This is a genomic window from Sphingobacterium sp. N143, from assembly GCF_030325625.1.
Taxonomy (GTDB): Bacteria; Bacteroidota; Bacteroidia; order Sphingobacteriales; family Sphingobacteriaceae; genus Sphingobacterium.
On record NZ_JACAIS010000001.1, the window covers coordinates 388052 to 406236 of the forward strand.

13 protein-coding genes are annotated in these 18185 nt (G+C 41.9%); 4 read left to right on the forward strand and 9 right to left on the reverse strand.

Annotated features, from left to right (window positions below; translation table 11 throughout):
• The 9 genes from HX021_RS01645 to HX021_RS01685 all read right to left on the reverse strand — a co-directional run bounded on the left by HX021_RS01645 (window position 1) and on the right by HX021_RS01685 (window position 13914).
• A complete protein-coding gene (locus HX021_RS01645; RefSeq protein WP_286587826.1) occupies window positions 1-3150 on the reverse strand; it encodes an efflux RND transporter permease subunit in 3150 nt (1049 codons plus the stop codon).
• Between the two features lie 36 nt (window positions 3151-3186).
• Complete coding sequence (locus tag HX021_RS01650) at window positions 3187-4290, reverse strand: efflux RND transporter periplasmic adaptor subunit (RefSeq protein ID WP_286587828.1); 1104 nt, start codon at window positions 4288-4290, stop codon at window positions 3187-3189.
• A gap of 231 nt (window positions 4291-4521) precedes the next feature.
• The gene (locus HX021_RS01655) at window positions 4522-5283 is read right to left on the reverse strand and encodes a LytR/AlgR family response regulator transcription factor (protein WP_286587829.1); all 762 of its coding nucleotides are present in this window, start codon (window positions 5281-5283) and stop codon (window positions 4522-4524) included.
• Window positions 5280-6386, reverse strand: coding sequence for a sensor histidine kinase (locus tag HX021_RS01660; RefSeq protein WP_286587830.1), 1107 nt, complete (start codon window positions 6384-6386; stop codon window positions 5280-5282). Before HX021_RS01660 ends, HX021_RS01655 begins: the two co-directional genes overlap by 4 nt.
• Before the next feature lie 317 nt (window positions 6387-6703).
• On the reverse strand, window positions 6704-7186 hold the full coding sequence (locus HX021_RS01665; protein ID WP_286587831.1) for a DUF4822 domain-containing protein: 483 nt from the start codon (window positions 7184-7186) through the stop codon (window positions 6704-6706).
• A 197-nt stretch (window positions 7187-7383) separates the two neighbouring features.
• On the reverse strand, window positions 7384-8823 hold the full coding sequence (locus HX021_RS01670; RefSeq protein ID WP_286587834.1) for an efflux transporter outer membrane subunit: 1440 nt from the start codon (window positions 8821-8823) through the stop codon (window positions 7384-7386).
• Window positions 8824-8829: 6 nt separating this feature from the next.
• The gene (locus HX021_RS01675) at window positions 8830-12018 is read right to left on the reverse strand and encodes an efflux RND transporter permease subunit (protein ID WP_286587835.1); all 3189 of its coding nucleotides are present in this window, start codon (window positions 12016-12018) and stop codon (window positions 8830-8832) included.
• 21 nt (window positions 12019-12039) lie between these two features.
• Window positions 12040-13236, reverse strand: coding sequence for an efflux RND transporter periplasmic adaptor subunit (locus tag HX021_RS01680; RefSeq protein WP_286587836.1), 1197 nt, complete (start codon window positions 13234-13236; stop codon window positions 12040-12042).
• 78 nt (window positions 13237-13314) lie between these two features.
• A complete protein-coding gene (locus HX021_RS01685) occupies window positions 13315-13914 on the reverse strand; it encodes a TetR/AcrR family transcriptional regulator (protein ID WP_286587837.1) in 600 nt (199 codons plus the stop codon).
• Between the two features lie 247 nt (window positions 13915-14161).
• Here HX021_RS01685 and HX021_RS01690 point away from each other — a divergent pair, with 247 nt between their 5' ends.
• The 4 genes from HX021_RS01690 (at window position 14162) to HX021_RS01705 (ending at window position 18183) form a co-directional block, all read left to right on the forward strand.
• Entirely contained in the window at window positions 14162-14611 is a 450-nt protein-coding gene (locus HX021_RS01690) for a DinB family protein (protein ID WP_286587839.1), read from the forward strand.
• 162 nt (window positions 14612-14773) lie between these two features.
• Window positions 14774-17326 carry a BamA/TamA family outer membrane protein gene (locus HX021_RS01695; RefSeq protein WP_286587840.1) on the forward strand — a complete coding sequence of 851 codons (2553 nt, stop codon included), beginning with the start codon at window positions 14774-14776 and terminating at the stop codon, window positions 17324-17326.
• Window positions 17327-17388: 62 nt separating this feature from the next.
• Window positions 17389-17649 (forward strand): hypothetical protein, encoded by a 261-nt coding sequence (locus HX021_RS01700; protein ID WP_286587841.1) that lies wholly within the window; start codon window positions 17389-17391, stop codon window positions 17647-17649.
• Window positions 17650-17727: 78 nt separating this feature from the next.
• A complete protein-coding gene (locus HX021_RS01705; protein WP_286587842.1) occupies window positions 17728-18183 on the forward strand; it encodes a response regulator transcription factor in 456 nt (151 codons plus the stop codon).
• Window positions 18184-18185: the final 2 nt, after the last annotated feature.

Below are 18185 nucleotides of genomic sequence, written 5' to 3' on the forward strand. Positions count from 1 at the left end.
TTAATCATGTGTTTGGTCTGCAATTTTTTTGCTCGAAACCTTTTCTTGTAAATATTGAAATACCAGATACAATAGCGGGATAATAACTATACCCAGGACAACCCCGCTTAACATGCCCATGGCCGCACCAGTACTGATGGAGTGATTCCCTGTTGCTGTTCCGCCAGTAGCGAACATTAATGGGACCATACCAGCGATAAAAGCTAATGAGGTCATTAAAATGGGGCGAAGCCGTGTACGTGCACCGGCTAAGGCTGAATCAACCAGTGATGATCCCGCACGTCTGCGTTGCAAGGCAAATTCGACAATCAAAATGGCATTTTTTGCCAAAAGGCCTATCAGCATAATCAATCCGACCTGTACATAAATGTTGTTGTCTAATCCGATAGCGCGTGTACCCAGGAAGGAGCCTATTATCCCGGTCGGAATGGACAATAGAACAGCCAAAGGCAATAGATAACTTTCATACTGTGCCGAAAGCAGAAAGTAAACAAATAGGAGGCTCAACATCAGAATAAGCATGGTCTGGTTACCTGATGATTTTTCTTCTAGGCTAAGCCCCGTCCATTCGTAACTATAGTCGCCCGGTAATTTATTCAGCACGTTCGTCTCCAAGGTTTCCATAATAGCACCATTACTGATACCTGGGTTGCTGACAACATTGATGGTAAGTGAATTATATAAATTGTAGCGTGTCACAGATTCCGGCCCGTACACTTTACGAAGGGTTACCAATGTATTTACGGGTACCATTTCACCACGGTTATTTTTGACATATATCTCGTTGAATGCTTCTTTGTCTGTTCTATAAATGCCGTCTGCTTTTACCGCAATGCGATAGAACTTACCGAAACGATTAAAGTTCAAAGACTGATCACCAGCAAAATACGTTTGGACAGAAGAGAGCATCTCACTGACGTCGACACCCAGCTGCGCGGCCTTGTCTTCGTCCACCTCCAGTTCCAGTTGTGGATAGTCGGCCCGAAACATGGTATAAGCAAACTGTACACCCGGCTGTTGCATAATCTTGGCAATCACAGAATCGGACATCGCTTTAAGTTCTACTGGCGATTTTCCGGCGCGGTCCTGCAAGACCAGTTCAGCGCCGTTCATCATCCCATAGCCATCCACAGGTGGCGAGCGGAAGGCCATAGCTGTTCCCTCTTTGACCGTCGTTAGCTTTTCTGAAATCACCTGATGGATCTGATCGATATCGTTCATTTCACCACGTTTCTTTTTATCTTTTAACCGGATAAATCCTGTGGCATAGGCAGCACTTGAGTTGTTGCCAATCATATTGAATCCTGTAATACTGGTGTGGCTCTCAATAGCGGGGATGTCAGCCAATAGTTTTTCTATTTTTTCCACAGCCTTTGTGGTGCGATCCAAACCTGTTCCCGGCGGCATCTCTAAGCTATATACGACAAAGTTGTCATCCTCCATGGGGACAAAGCTTTTGGAGGTACTTGTCATCAGATATCCAGCCACGGCAATGGTGCCAATGATTAACAATGCTGCTATCCATTTCCTTTGAACAAGAAACCTCAGGGAACCAACATAGCGATTGGTCATATTTTCAAAACCTGCATTAAAAGCCTTGAAAAAACGTTGTGAGAATCCCGTCTTTTGCGGTTGCCCATCCTGATTTTCGGCATGCGTATTTTTGAGCAATAAAGCGCACAGTGCAGGCGTCAGTGTCAAGGCATTGACTGCGGAAATGACAATTGCTATTACTAAAGTATACGCAAATTGCTTGTAAAACATACCCGAGGAGCCTGTCATAAAGCCGATCGGAATAAATACAGCACACATCACCAAGGTGATGGAAATGACGGCGCCGGTGATTTCACCCATCGCACTATGCGTCGCTTGGTTACCCGTCATATTGGACTTTTCCATTTTGCCGTGCACTGCTTCGACGACAACGATGGCATCATCGACCACAATACCGATAGCCAATACCAGAGCAAAAAGCGTTAAAATATTAATGGTAAACCCAAATGCCAGCAAGAAAAAGAAGGTGCCTACAATAGCCGCAGGTACGGCAACAGCTGGTATAATTGTAGACCGTAGATCTTGCAGAAATAGGAATACGACCAAGAATACCAAAATGAATGCTTCGATCAGTGTTGAACGTACCTGTGCCGTACTTTCATCCAGCCGCTCTTTGGTGCTCACCAGTTTAAATATTTTTATCCCTGGAGGAAAAGAGCGAGCTGCGATTTCAATCTGTTTGTCGATGCCAATTTCGATTTCATTGGCATTTGAGCCAGAGGTCTGAAAAATACCGATTGTGACAGTATTTAAACCATTATTCTGTGAATTTCCGCTATAACTGATCGAACCGAACTCGATCCGTGCAACATCCTTCAGGCGAACGATCTGAACACCATCGTTTTTGACGATTATATTTTCATACTGCTCCGGAAGGTTCTTTTTTCCTTTGTATCGTATTACATACTCAAGTGGGGCATTGGATTCTTCACCAAGTTTTCCGGGTGCAGATTCCAGACTCTGTTTCGAAATGGCAGCAATGACCTCCTGCGGTACCAGACTATAACTGGCCATTTTTTGTGGATTTAGCCAAACACGCATGGAATAGTCTTTTGAACCAAATACCATGGCCTGGCCAACGCCAGGAACCCGCTTGATCTGTGGAATCAGGTTGATATTGACATAGTTCTGCAAGAACAGCTCATCATATTTCTTGTTATCTACCGTGTAGATGTTAAAGATCATGATCATGCTATTCTGCTGTTTGGAGGTCGTAAGCCCCATCCGTACCACTTCCTGTGGTAAGATCGGGGTAGCCTGTTGCACACGATTCTGCACATTCACGGCGGCCTGATCTGGGTTGACACCAGCTTTAAAGACGATACGTACAGAAAATGTACCATCGTTGCTGGCTGTCGATGTAATGTATTCCATGTCCTCGACACCATTGATCTGTTCTTCAAGTGGCGTCACAACCGATCTTAACACCGTTTCGCTATTCCCGCCTGGATAACTTCCCGTCACCTGAACTGTGGGGGGAGCGATGTCTGGAAATCTTGTTTGGGGTAAACGCAAAAGTCCGATTATCCCGAGTATGACAAATATGATAGAGATAACAGTCGCCAATACTGGCCTGTCAATAAATTTCTTCAGCATTTTATTTTAATTTTAATTGACGTCAAACAGAGGTCTTTATTTTTTAGTAGGTTGAACCTGCATACCGTCATTGAGCATATCAATTCTATTCATTACGATTTTTTCGCCTGCTGTGAGTCCTGATTTGAGCAAATACGCAGTGGCCGTATGGCCCGCAATTTCAATCTGCTTCATGGCTATTTTATTTTTGTCTCCAATGACATAGACAAAATAGCGATCCTGAATATCTTTCACAGCAGCCATAGGAACCAACAGCACATGATCATGTGCTTTCTTTAGGACCACTTTTGCTGATCCACCCGAACGGAGGACTTTTTCTGGGTTGGGGAAACTCGCTTTTAATGTGATGCTTCCTGTGTTTTTGTCAATATTACCACTGGCCAATTCTACTTTACCCGAATGGTCGTAAACACTTCCATCAGCAAGGATCAAGCTCGCCTCTTGTTTGTTTGATTTGTGGTCCCGCATAAAAGATATAAAATCAGCTTCACTAAGGGCGAAGTAGACATTGACCGTATTAATTTCCGACAAGGTCGTCAGGGGTGTTGCGTCAGCTGCTGTAATGAGGTTACCGATGCGGTTTGGAATACGCCCGATATAACCACTTACAGGTGCATTGATCAGGGTAAACCGTGCATTGATCTGTGCGGAACCTACGGCTGCCTGAGCCTGTGCTACCTGAGCCCTTGCCGCAGCATAATTTGCTTCGGCCGTTTTGAGCTGAAGTTCCGTATATACCTTGCCCTCTACAAGCGGTTTGATTTTTTCAATCTCTAGTTTAGCATTCTGTTCAGCTGATAATGCCGCTTGGTAAGCCGCTCTGCTGTTATTAACCTGTTCATTATACACATCGGCTTTTATTTTAAAAAGGGGTTGGCCAGCGGTCACATAATCTCCCTCTTTGACGTAAATCTGATCTAAATAGCCCGTTACTTGGGCCTTAACGTCAACATTCACGGTACCTTCTAATGTGCCTGGATATTTTTTTTCTGTCTCCGCTGTGGCCGGAGACAATTCAATAAAATCAACAGTGACGGCCTGCTCTTGTGGTTGCTCTTGTGTGCCTCCACAGGACGATAATAGGGTAGCTGCTGTAATAAATGTAAGGAAAGGTTTTAAAGTCATCGTTCTTTGTGCCATATTATCATTTTATAATAAAGCAAAAGAAAGAATAGTTTGAAATGATATGCTAAAAAAATCTACTGAGACGTTATAATTGCTTTCTGAAACGTAGCCGTTTTGAACTGAATCTATTGATTATTTAATAAATACTGTTCTTTTTTGCAGCTAGCGATGAAAAATGCGTCCGGCTGTCGGATAGATTGAATGATCGTGTGATTAAGAAATAGGATGAAAAAATCGACACAGCCCTTAGTAATCCAGCCAATTTTTTAGGAGCTGTGCTTTTTCCCTGCTAACCAGGATTTCGGTGGCCTCACTGTGTTTAATCTCGACTTTCAGCTTACCATTAAAATGATTGTGGAGCCTTCTGATCGCATCGATATGCACAATAAATTGTCTATTGGCCCGGAAAAAGAACTTAGGATCCAGCTGTTGTTCCAATTCCTCCATGGTCTGGGGTACAACCTCTACATGTCCGGACTTTAAGCATGCATGGGTTGATTTAAATTCGGAATAGAAATATTGGATATCTTCGACCACAATAGTTTTATAGCCATCTTTATAGGGGAGTAGAAAGCGGGTCCGAAAATCTTTCGGGTAGATGAAATCCAGCAGTCCCTGTAAAGGGGCCTGATTGAGTTGCTGGTACAATAGATTTTCCAATTTAGTCATGGCGTCTGCCAGCTCTTTTTTCTCTACAGGTTTCAGCAGGTAATCTACACTATTGAACTTAAATGCCCGAACGGCGTACTCATCAAATGCTGTCGTAAAGATGATGGGGCAGTCTATCTTGCTATTTTCTAAAATCTCAAAACTTAAGCCGTCGGAGAGACGGATGTCCATCATGACCAGGTCTGGCATTTCATTGTCTTTAAACCAGTTTACGCTGTCAACAATATTGTCCAACACATCTAAAATGTGTACAGAAGGCTTTATTTCTCGTAAAAGACGTTTTAGGCGATCCGCATTGAGCTTTTCATCCTCGATGATCAATATATTGGTTATACTCATGACGCTTGTTCGATTAGTGGTAAATTAACTTTGAAGGTTCTCCCTGTATTCATGATCTGCGGCTGCAAGTGGGATAGCAGGTCATATCGCTTGATGATATTGGAGATGCCTATTCCAGATGATTCGGATACGTTTTCTATAGGTATCAGCGTGTTTTCTACCACGAGCTGATTTTGCGAATTTGTATATACTTTAATTTTTAAAGGCTTTTTTTTGTTGGTCTGATTGTGTTTCAGTGCATTTTCTACCAGGAGTTGCAGGGTAAGAGGAGGTAGCTGGTCATTATATTTGGCAGGATCTACGTTTATTTCAAAATTAACGCCATCACCAAATCTGTTTTTTATCAGAAAAATGTAAGAGTCCAAAAAATTGAGCTCTTCTTCGAGTGAGATAACATCCTTCTTTGAATTGACCAATAGATAACGGTATATTTTGGAGAAATTTTCAGCATACTCATAACCCAGTTGCTGATCCTCAAGGATAATTTCCGATAAGACACTCAAATTGTTGAAGACGAAATGTGGGTCAATCTGAAGTTTGAGGGACTGAAGCTCAGTCTCTAGAATGACTTGTCCTAATTTTGCCGCACGTATGGATTCGTTTTTCCAATTGTTGATCAAATGGATGCCGATATTAATCCCCATAATTAATAATGCAACCATCACGCTGATCGAAATGTTCTGTATGACCCCTCTTTTTTCTTCTAAAGATGCTGCAATAGTGACATTCCGGAGTTCATAATAATAACGGGAAATCATATAAACCAGCAGTAGATTGATCAAAAGTACGACAAAAAGATTGATTACAGTTTCAATAATAAGTCTTTCGGTGGGGTTATCTTTCCAGGTAATAACCCGGTCCAGTTTGGCGTGCATAAAGATGCTAAACTCAGAAATAAGAAAGCTGTAAATGATCGTGAATGTCCATTCTCCAAGTATTTCAAATATATTTCGTTGAAAATATCCATTCCAACAACTGGAAAAAGGATCGATAATATAGGCAATAAGATAGATAAGGAAAAAAGACAGTATAGTAAATAATAACCTCTTTTTGTTTGTACTGATTAAATTTTTCTCATTTTTATAGATTGTCTTATCCTGCATTCGTTTTATTTAAAATGTATCTATGAAATCTACACAAATTTCGCAATTCGTTTAAGGATTGGATCATAAATTTATTCTGAAGTGTACAAAGAGCATGCTGAAATATCATTTTGTCATCACTCAATCGTATATTGAGAACATCAGCTATACCCAAGCCTTGTTTATAATATAGGGATTTATTTTAAAAATTAAGGCTTTTAGGTCATATTTTCTTAATGGCTCTGCTGGGTATTTTGTGGAGGGGCTGTATAAAAACAAGGATTGACAAATGGTCCATTGTCAATCCTTGCGGTATACTCGTCAAATTATCCGACTGATTAGTTGGGCTCTACATGTGTTGTAGGCGTATGGATAATATCAAAATAAACAGTTTTATCATCATTGTTTGGATAGATCCGATAGGTGAATTCGTCTTTTGTCAATACGGTAATATCCACCACTCGTGTAAATAAGGTTTCACCAGCAGCATTTTTAGCAACAATTGTCCTTGTCTTTCCGTCTGCTGAGACACTCCAGTCCCCCTGCATTTTTGGTGAATCATCTAGATTAAACATTGTAAATGTCCCATCAGATTTGAAATAGGCAAAACCGACAAAATTTGAAACATTGGCATCAGTCAATACGACATCTTCACCATTATTATTTTTTGCATTTGTTGTTTCCCAGGCGGTGCTTGCTAATACTTCACTCGGTGTAAGCTGAGGCTCTACTGTGGTTTCGTCATCTTTACTGCAGCTTATTGTCAGTAAAGTCCCAATGGTCATACAAAATACCATTGCCATGTTTTTTAAATTTCTCATAGTGCTATAATTTATTGCTTACGAAAGTAATTCCCTTATAGCCGCCAGATTTGTCCCTTTTATTCCAACGTTTGAAAGATTTATAACAAGCCAAACAGGATAAATATAGAGCAACAGGACCTTGCAAAATAAAACAGGAGACCATTTCGGTCCCCTGTTTTTCCAGATATGTGATATAAAATTAGAAAAATTGCAATCTAGTTGCTCCAACCGCCACCCAAAGATCGATATAGATCTACTACTGCTGCAAGTTCTGCTTTTTTGATCTGTGCTAATTCAAGCTCGCTCTGCAAGATATTGCTTTGAGCGGTGATGACCTCCAGATAGGTTGCCATACCGGTTTCAAAGAGCAGGTTGGCATGTTTGGTTGCTTCTTTCAAACGATTGGTTTTGTTTACTGCAATCTGTTGCTTCTCTTTGAGTTTCTGAATGGAGATCAGGGCATCGGAAACCTCTCCAGCTGCGGTAATAACCTTCTGTTTAAAAATCATCACGTTCTTTTCTTGATCTACACGGGCCAGTTCATATTGAGTCTTTAGTTCTTTACGCTGAAAAATGGGTTGTGTGATGCTCCCGGTGATTGCGCCAAATAGGGAAGCTGGTAAGTTAAACCAGTTACTGGCTTTAAACGCATTTACACCTGCTTCGGCACTGATGACGAGTGACGGGTACATTCTAGCTTTGACATAATGCTGATAAGCCTGCGATCCCGTGACTGCGAGTTCTGCCTGTTTGACATCCGGCCGATAGCTTAATAAATCTGCGGGAACTCCCGTGGCCAGATTCTCGGGAAAGTGGACATTGACCAATTGTTCTTGTATTTGGACGGCCTCGGGCAACTTTCCACTAAGAATTTGAATGGCGTTCTCCTGAATCCGAATTTGTTGTTCGAAATCAGGGATAAGCGCCGCAGCGGACAGACGCTGAGCATCTACCTGTTCTAAGGCGAGTAAGGTAATATCACCGACCTCATATTGCTGTTTGACAATCCGAAGGGTGGTATCGCTCAACTGCAGGTTTTGCTGTGCAATGTCACGTAGCTGATAAAGCATCAAAAGTTGATAGTAACCCTGTGCTACCTGTGCCACCAGTTGTGTCTGTATCAGTTTCCTTGCTTCTTCGGTCTGTAAGTATGAGGCTAAAGCGGCAACGTTCTGACTTTTGATTTTCCCCCATAAATCTGCTTCCCAGGATAAGCCTACAGAAGCTGTATAGTCCTCCACATGATGCTGGCCCAAAAATTGACCCAAGCTCAGCCCGTTCATGCTGTTATTGGAAGGGTTAGTACTATTTCCCCGCACTTGTAATTGTGCTGTGGGAAGATAACCCGCCTTTGCCTGCTTCAAGCTCAGTCCAGCAGCTTCTATATTTTTTAAGGCCAGCTGCATGTCCAAATTGTGCTGAATAGCACTGTCAATTAAGCCTTGTAAAACAGGATCCTTAAAAAAATTGCGCCAGGGGATAGAGCCAATGTTGCTTTCTTGCTGTGTTTTTCCCTGGTCCCGGTACTGCTCAGGTAAATCGGGCGCAAGGTGCTTATTGCTGACCAGTTTATCTGTATGACAGGACCAGAGGGCAAAAGATAAGATGGAAACTGCCAATAGCTTTGTTCTATTTATATATTTCGTTGTTATCATTGTATACTAGTTATTTGTATGTACAGGAATTTCCACGGCAATGGGGTCCTTTGCATGCTGCTCTTGCTTCGGCGCGGAACTTATTTTCTCCTGTATATACTGGAAGAAAATAAAGAGAATAGGAATAATAAAGAGTCCTAATATAACCCCTGTAAGCATGCCACCTGCCGCGGCAATACTGATCGAGTGATTACCTTGTGCTGAAGGTCCGACAGCAACCATCATGGGAATCATACCCACAATGAAGGCGAGCGAAGTCATGATAATCGGTCTCAGACGCAATTTTGCCGCCTTCAGTGCCGCGCTGGGAATAGAAAGTCCCTGTTTACGTCCCTGAATGGCAAACTCAACAATCAAAATAGCATTCTTTGCCAGCAACCCGATGAGCATCACCAAGGCGACCTGCACATAAATGTTATTGGCGATATCTGTTAAACTGATGGCAGCGAAGACACCGAAAATACCTGTTGGAATAGAAAGGATAACTGCCAATGGGATGATATAGCTTTCATATTGTGCGGCCAGTAGAAAGTAAACAAAAATCAGACAGAGTATAAAGATAAGAGTGGACTGTCCGCCCGAAACGATTTCTTCTTTTGTCATACCCGAGAATTCATAGGTAAATCCAGTTGGTAGTTGTTGCTTGGCAACTTCTTCCACCGCACGGATCGCATCGCCGGAACTGTATCCTGGTTTTGGAATGGCATTGATCCCGATGGAGTTAAATAAGTTGTACCTAGAAGCTGTTTCGGGACCATATACACGTTCCAATTTCACGAGTGTATTGATTGGGACCATGTCGCCTAATCTGTTTTTGACAAAAATACCGTCCATGGCAGTAGGTTCGCTACGATCTTTTGCATCGGCTTGGACCATGACGCGATAATACTTCCCAAATCGGTTGAAATCCGAGGCCTGTGCACTGCCAAAGTAAGCTTGCATAGTCTGTAAAATACTTTTGGTACTCACACCGAGCTGCTCCGCTTTGATATCATCAACCTGCAGCTCATATTGCGGATAATCTGCTTTAAAGGTGGTAAAAGCCATCATGATTTCAGGCCGCTTCATCAGTTCGCCAATGAAGTTCTGCCCTATGGTACTAAACTTACCCAACTTTCCACCAGTTCTATCCTGAAGAACCATGTCAAGGCCATCTACATTACTAAAACCGGGAACAGTAGGGAAGGTAAATACAAAGAAGTTTGCTCCCTTGATATTCGCCAATCGTTGATTGACATCGGCCATGATGGCATTGATATCTTTGATTTTTCCGCGTTCTTCATGCGGTTTAAGTAAAATAAAGGCTACCCCAGCGGATGGACTCGTCGACTGTGTTAGAATATTGAATCCGGCCAACACGTTTAATGTTTTGGTGAAGTCTGCATGTTGCAGTTGTTTTTCGGCTTCTGCCAATGCGCCAGAGGTACGGTCCAGCGATGCTCCTGCGGGCATGGATAATGATACTGCAATAAAACCTTGGTCTTCCGAAGGAATAAAACCTGTCGGTGTACGGCGGATCATGAAAATGGTCAATAATAACGTAATGCCAAGTCCGGCAAATGCGACCCATTTGTAACGAATTAGAAAGCGTAGACTCCCCAAATAGTTTTTGGTCAGCCGCTCAAAACCAACATTGAAGCCTGTAAAGAAACGTTCTTTAAAACTGAGTTGTTTCCTCTCCCCATTTGTGTGGTGCATAGGCTTTAAAAACAGCGCACAAAGAGCGGGACTCAGAGTCAGTGCGTTTATCGCGGAGATAACGATAGCAATGGCAAGCGTAAATGCAAACTGTCGATAGAATACCCCGGTAGAGCCTTCCATAAAACCAATGGGCAAGAACACAGCTGACATAACCAGCGTAATGGAAATAATGGCACCGGTAATCTCGCTCATGGCCGAGGTCGTTGCTAATTTGGGCGGTAGATTATTATGCTCCATTTTCGCATGCACGGCTTCAACCACCACAATGGCATCATCGACCACGATACCGATGGCCAGTACCAGCGCAAACAGGGTCAGCAGATTAATCGAAAAACCAAAAAGCTGCATGAAGAAGAAGGTTCCTACGATGGCCACCGGTACCGCAATAGCAGGTATCAAAGTGGATCTAAAATCCTGAAGGAATAGGAAGACAACCAGGAAGACCAAGATGAAGGCTTCGATAAGGGTATGTTTAACCTGATTAATGGATTGATCAAGCGCATCTTTTGTATTATATAAAACAAGGTATTTTACGCCTTTTGGAAAACTTAAAGAAGCTTTTTCCATAAACTCCTGAATAGCAATCTGAATTTCGTTGGCATTGGAGCCTGCTAATTGCATGACACCAATATTTAGCCCTGCTTTTCCATTAATGCGGGTATGGCTCGCATAGGTATAAGATCCTAGTTCGACTCGTGCTACATCTTTAAGTCTCAAGACTGAACCGTCTGTATTTGAGCGAATAATGATTTGTTCATAATCGCTGGGTTGGTTGAGCTTGCCTTTATATTTAATCACAAATTCGAAAGCCTCACGACTGCTTTCCCCGAATTTTCCGGGGGCAGCTTCCACATTTTTATCCTGGATAGCAGCCATAACCTCTTCGGGAGTCAGCTTGTAAGCGGCCATCTGGTTAGGATTAAGCCATACACGCATCGAATAGTCTTTGCTACCGCCAAATGCTATCGCTTGTCCGACACCTGGGATACGTTTGAGCTCGGGTATAATATTAATCTGCGCATAGTTGGTAATAAAAGTCTGATCATACTTACCTTCATCTTCTGTGTAGAGGTCCAATACCATGATTAAGCTATTTTGCTGTTTGGCAGTTGTAATTCCTGCCTGTACAACTTCCGCAGGAAGCTGGCTGGTCGCTTGAGCCACACGGTTTTGTACGTTTACAGCGGCCTGATCAGGATCAGTGCCTAATTTAAAATAAACGGTGATCATCAGTGAACCATCATTACTCGCAGTGGAGCTCATGTAGCTCATGTTTTCGACACCATTGATCGATTCTTCCAGGGAGGGAGCAACAGCGCGGAGTACCGTCTCGGCATTCGCCCCTGGATATAAGGCAGTAACCTGTACTGCTGGTGGAGCAATATCGGGAAACTGCTGTAAGGGGAGTTTTAGAATCCCGATAATTCCCAAAATGACCAGCAATATGGAAATTACGGTGGCTAGGACAGGCCTTTCTATAAATTTCTTAAGCATAATGTTTGTCGTTTTATAATATTAGTTGATGCTGTCTTTTGAAAAAGCTTGTGGTGTAATCTGTTGTCCATCTTGAAGTAAGTCAATGCCCTTATAGACAATATGATCTCCCGCATTGATACCTTTGCTTACCAAATAGTTTGAACCGCTTTTACCTATGACAGTGATCGGTTGCTGTACAACTTTATTCTCTTTGCCAACAATGTAGACAAAGATCTTGTCCTGCATTTCTAGCGTAGCAAGCTGTGGCACTAATAAGGCTTGGTCATATTTCTTTTGAAGTCTGACACGGCCGGTGTTGCCATTGCGCAAAATACCTTCAGGATTGCTGAATGTAGCCCGTAAAGTGATGGCACCTGTGTTTTTGTCAAATTGGCCATCGACCATATCTATCTTTCCTTTTTGATCATAAATGGTTTGATCGGAAAGCACCAAATTAATGGGGGGCAGGTTGTTTAACTTTTGTTGTAGATTATGGCCTTCAGTATTGTTTTTGAATGCGATAAAGTCATTTTCGCCCAAAGAGAAGTAGACATGCAGATCCTTGACATTTGAAAGAGATGTCAGGGCTTCTGTATCGGTGGGACCAACTAAACTTCCCTGTTTTCGTTGTAGCCTTCCAATATAACCCTCAGCAGAGGCCCGGATCAATGTATAACCGACATTGATCTTGGCAGCTTCAACAGCAGATATCGCTAATTGTACATTGGCCTTTGCCGCATTACGTGCACTGATGGCAGTTTTTAGTTGAAAATCAGTCAGCACTTTGTTATTGACTAATTTTGTTTTCTTTTCGACCTCTAATTCCGCATTTTCTAGTGTCGCTTTTGCGGCTAGCAGGTTTGCTTTAGCCTGATTTAATTGCTCCTGATAAGGACGGTCATTAATCTTAAATAAAGCTTGACCTTTCGTTACTTTGGCGCCCTCGTCTACATAGATCCGTTCCAGGATTCCTTCCACCTGAGGTCTGATTTCAATGTTGGCAGAGGCCTCAATGGTTGCAGGATACTCCTGGTAGACTGTTTCACTGCCCTTCTCAATCGGAACTACAGGTAGGCTAACCGGGGGCGCATCAATTGGTTTGCTTGTTCCAGTTGAGCAGCTGTATAGAAAGATTGCGCTAAGCACATATGCCGTCTTTACGATATTAATTCGTTTAACACTGTTAAGTGCCGGAACGTAAATCTGCTTAAGACTTGGTAATACATTTGTTTTCATGAGATATTAAAAATTGAGTTTATGGTGTATTTAACGGTGTTAGATTTTTTAACGTTGTATTTTTTTATGCAAAAAAAATTAGTCTTTAAGTGAACGGGTGATACCATAGATGGCATCCTTTAATACTTCTTGATTGGTGCTGTCACCATTGCCTTGATTGACCAGATTAATAGATATGAGCCCATGAATGATGGACCAGTACGTAAAATACTTTCTACAGATTAGATCTTCGGGCGGATTTTTATCCTTCATGATTTCACGGATGACATCACTGATCAACCTGCCATGTGACTCAGCACATTTATAGGTCTTTTCAAATCCACAGCATGCTGTTCCTACACCAAACATCAGCTGGTATAATTCACGCTCCTCAAAGGCAAAGTCCCAGTAACTAAACCACATTGCTTCCAATTGTTTCTCCAAGTCTGTTTCAGTCACTTTAGCTTGTTTAACTTTCTTGGCAAGCAAGAGATATCCTTGGTTAGCGAGCTCGTTTAATATCGCGTCCTTATTGGCAAAGTACTCATAAATCATGGGAGCAGTATATTCAATAATATCTGCTATTTTGCGCATACTTAATGCTTGCCACCCTTCTTCCTTGACAATTTGGAGTGCAGCATCTAGAATATTTGACCGATTCTCGTCTTTAAGACGTTGTATACGTTCTTTACTACCCATGTTTTAATTCATAAATAATTTAACAGCGTTAAACAAAATTCTAACTTTTTATTTTAATTATTGACATCTAAAAGTCATTAATTGAAAATAGTCTTTTAACAATGGCTCATTGGGCGAAGGTCCAGCTTTTTTATGGTGGATGCGGATATTTATTTAAATAGTATTTATTTTTATATGAATTAAAGATAGAACCTATTAGCCGCTCAATAAAGAACAAAAAAAATTAAACCGGAAATTCAATTAGATTATGCTTATAAGAACATTAAAAACTCTTTTCCATAGGGACCTAAATAGATTAAAGTCTGAAATTGTACACTATCGTAGTGAAGATAATATATGGCGCATAGATAAAGACATCACAAATTCTGCTGGAAACTTATGTCTACATTTAATCGGGAATTTACAGACCTATATTGGAGCGGAAATTGGAAAAACCGGCTATCTTCGAAATAGACCTGAGGAGTTTTCATTGAAGGATATTTCTCGGAAAGAGCTCTTGGCGAAAATAGATGAAACAATGGACGTTGTTGATCGGGCATTGGACTTACTAACAGAAGAGCAGCTCCAAACAATTTATCCGGTGTTGGTGTTTGAAGAAAAAACAACAACCGAATATATATTGGTGCATTTAGCAACCCATTTAACATATCATTTGGGTCAAATAAACTATCATCGCCGGCTTATGGACATGTCTTAGTTTATTGTTCAGATCTGACCAAATGATGAAAGTTATGGTTTAAACCAAAAAGGAGCAGAAAATCTTTGATAGTATGCTTTAAAATATGAACTTTAGCCGAAATAAGAACTGTGTTGCCCTGGTATGCCGGAATTGATTTTGCTGGCCACCTGCTGAAGAAATATGAAAAAAGTCTTGACTTTGATTGCTTGTTGTTGCCTGATAAATGCGCATGCACAACAAGATAGCATAACGGCTGTTATCGCGCCGGAATATGATCAGGTTGGTTTGGTCCACCGGTTTTGGCTGGGTGATAGTTATCGTAAGCTGTACAATACCCCGGTCAGGATGCGTGTAATGGATTTGGAACATGAAAAGGGGGGACTTCAGGTCGTTAAACTTGGCGGCGGCATGCAGACACAATCCCTTCGAATGGTAGACCCTAGGGGCAGAGAGTGGGTGTTGCGGTCTATTCAGAAATACCCTGAGCGCAGTCTTCCCGAAAGCTTACGGAAAACATTCGCAAAAAATATTGTTCAGGATCAGATTTCGATAGCACATCCCTTTGGGGCGTTGACCGTTCCTCCATTCAATAGGGCATTAGGTATACCATATGCATCACCCGAGCTGGTTTATGTGGGCGACGATCCAATATTAGGAGACTATCGCCAGATTTTTAAGAACAGGGCCTACATGTTTGAGGCACGGACACCTTTCGAAGCGCAGAAAACCGATAACACTGCAAAAGTTATCCGAAAAGTCTTAGCGGACAATGATACACAAATTGATCAAAAATTAACCTTAAGGGCCAGAATGCTGGACTTTGTATTGGGGGACTGGGATAGACATGAAGATAATTGGCGATGGGATCCAGAGAAGGAAAAAGGAAAGAAAGTGTACACACCTGTGCCTAGAGATCGGGATAAGGTGTATTACAAAACTTCTGGTGTATTTCCGGTTTTGCTGTCTTACCAATGGCTGAAGGCACACTTGCAGCCTTTTAGCCCACATATCCGAAATGTGGCCCATTGGAATTTTAATGCGCGTCATTTCGATCGTTTTTTTCTCAACCACCTGACCGAAAATGACTGGGTAGAAGAGATCAAATTTGTGCAGCAGACACTCTCAGATTCGCTTATCCATGCAGGGATGTTGGCGATGCCAGATACCATTGCCCGGTTGAGCGCTGCCGAACTGGAAAGAAATATTCAGTCGAGAAGGGATGAACTATTGCAAACTGGCATGACTTACTACCGCTCTTTAGCACAAGTGGTGGACTTACCGCTGTCGGCCAAATCTGAATTTGTTGATATTGATTATAAAAAAGATGGGTCCATTAAGGTCGATGTCCACAATAAGAAAAAAGATGGTACCGAAGGACGGAAACTCATAAAACGGACTTTTCTCCCAAGGGAAACCAAAGAAATCAGAATTTATGGAATAGCGGGGCAGGATGAGTACAAAATACATGGCAGTGGTCATTCTCCTATAAAACTCAGATTAATCGGCGGCAAGGACGCAGAGCGTTATTATAGTAGCGAAAAATTTGAAAATGGCCGAAAGGTATATGTTTATGATGCTAAAAGTCAGTCGTTTGATGAAAAACAAATAACCAATAAGATCAGGTTTAATTTGGTCAACGATACCGCGGTACATCAGTTTCAGTATGATAATTTTGTATATGACCGAAAAGGCACTATTCTTAATGTAGATTATGGCGTGGATCGAGGATTGATTTTTGGGTTTGGATATCTGATAGAAAATCAAGGATTTAGAAAAAAGCCTTATGCCTATAGACATCAGGTTATGGCAAGTTATCTTACCGGTCGTAGGTCATTTATGTTTGACTATAAGGGCAATTATAAGGAGCTGATTGCCGGGCACGATCTATTTATTCATCTTTCATCCCTTGGCCCCAAAAATCTGAGTAACTTTTTTGGTTATGGAAATAAGACTGTTTTTGAAAAGTCCGCTGAGCGAGGGATCTCTTATTATCGAAATAGATTTGATATTGTCAATGCCGATATCTTTTTGGAGAAATATCTTAGCCCTAAGCTGAAGTTATTCTATGGTTCTACCTCGGAATACTATCACAGTAAAGCGGCCAACAATGTCGGGCGATATTTTGAGGAATTCAATGAACAATATCCTGCCGAAACCATTTACGGAAGTAATTTTTTTACGGGCATCGGTGCCGGAATAGACTATGATACACGTGACAATGCAGCCAATCCAAAATCCGGTATACATGTGCATTCTCGTCTGGGTTGGCGTGCAGAACTCGGAGGCGAAGCTAGGAAATATGCCAAGTGGCAACACAGCATGAGCGTGTACAAGACCTTGGCAAATGATCATCTTACACTTGCCAATAGGGTAGGTCTGGATGCCGTATGGGGTGCCCCTTATTTTTATCAGCATGCGCAAATTGGCGGCGAAATGAGTTTACGTGGTTTCAACTCAAGACGATTTACAGGAAAGACTGCTGTTTACAATAATTTTGACCTGCGCTTAAAGCTCTTTAGTTATTCCTCCTATATTGTTCCAGGGACGGTAGGTGCAATCGGTTTTTATGACATAGGGCGTGTTTGGATGACTGCTGAGGATGCAGACAACTGGCATATGGGCTACGGTGGCGGCATTTACTTCATGCCTGGTGATCTGTTGACTATACAGGGGGTATTGGGGGTCAGTAAAGAAGCAACCTTGCCCTATATCCGGATCGGTCTCTCCTTCTAAAAACGAAGGCTAGTCGGGTAGGGGGGGAAATTGTAGAACAATAAAGCTTAAATCGGACTTCTTTGGATGGTACTGATATGGAATCGGAGAATAAAAAGAAACTAAATAAAAATCTGATCGGGAAGGGACTGCGGAACACGATGGTAGACCTTTCTGTATTGAGGCAATATAAACAATATGCAAAGGCTTATGCCGAAATACACAACGGAATCGTGGTGCTGAGCGATCTGACAGCAAATTGGAGTTACACTTATATGGGGACCATTGCCGAACGGTTACCCCTTTCACTGACTGAAAGACAGCTGGAAATTAATAGCATTTAGGAGGATTTTCTCTTAGAACGTATACATCCGGACGATCTTGCCACAAAACATGGGCTTGAACTTCAGTTGCTGGACCTAGTGAAAAACCTACCATTGAAGGAACGCTTTCATTATCAAGCGAACTCGCTATTACGCATGGAAGGAAAGAACGGGGAAAATCTGATGATGTTACACCAGATTATCTATCTGGATGCTCCGGGGGAGAAATTTCCACAGCTAGCCCTCTGCTGCTACACCTTATGTCCCGATATGGAAGAGGCGACAGGCAGCAAAAATTACATCTTCAATCAGTTGACAGGAACCAGTTATTCCTTAAGCAAACAAAAGAGTAGAAAAGTAATAAGTACACGCGAAAAAGAAATTTTGACCTGCATACAAGTGGGGATGATCAGTAAGGATATTGCTGCCAAATTGGGACTGAGCATCAATACGGTCAATCGGCACCGGCAAAATATACTTCAAAAATTGGGCGTGCGAAATTCACATGAAGCTGTACGTGAGTTTAACAGAATATATCCACAGGATGGGAGATGATA

What these genes read in the sequence shown, in the direction of transcription:
- HX021_RS01645 (WP_286587826.1), bottom strand. Translation starts at nt 3,150, where the DNA reads ATGCTGAAGAAATTTATTGACAGGCCAGTATTGGCGACTGTTATCTCT.
- HX021_RS01650 (WP_286587828.1), bottom strand. Translation starts at nt 4,290, where the DNA reads ATGGCACAAAGAACGATGACTTTAAAACCTTTCCTTACATTTATTACA.
- HX021_RS01655 (WP_286587829.1), bottom strand. Translation starts at nt 5,283, where the DNA reads ATGAGTATAACCAATATATTGATCATCGAGGATGAAAAGCTCAATGCG.
- HX021_RS01660 (WP_286587830.1), bottom strand. Translation starts at nt 6,386, where the DNA reads ATGCAGGATAAGACAATCTATAAAAATGAGAAAAATTTAATCAGTACA.
- HX021_RS01665 (WP_286587831.1), bottom strand. Translation starts at nt 7,186, where the DNA reads ATGAGAAATTTAAAAAACATGGCAATGGTATTTTGTATGACCATTGGG.
- HX021_RS01670 (WP_286587834.1), bottom strand. Translation starts at nt 8,823, where the DNA reads ATGATAACAACGAAATATATAAATAGAACAAAGCTATTGGCAGTTTCC.
- HX021_RS01675 (WP_286587835.1), bottom strand. Translation starts at nt 12,018, where the DNA reads ATGCTTAAGAAATTTATAGAAAGGCCTGTCCTAGCCACCGTAATTTCC.
- HX021_RS01680 (WP_286587836.1), bottom strand. Translation starts at nt 13,236, where the DNA reads ATGAAAACAAATGTATTACCAAGTCTTAAGCAGATTTACGTTCCGGCA.
- HX021_RS01685 (WP_286587837.1), bottom strand. Translation starts at nt 13,914, where the DNA reads ATGGGTAGTAAAGAACGTATACAACGTCTTAAAGACGAGAATCGGTCA.
- HX021_RS01690 (WP_286587839.1), top strand. Translation starts at nt 14,162, where the DNA reads ATGCTTATAAGAACATTAAAAACTCTTTTCCATAGGGACCTAAATAGA.
- HX021_RS01695 (WP_286587840.1), top strand. Translation starts at nt 14,774, where the DNA reads ATGAAAAAAGTCTTGACTTTGATTGCTTGTTGTTGCCTGATAAATGCG.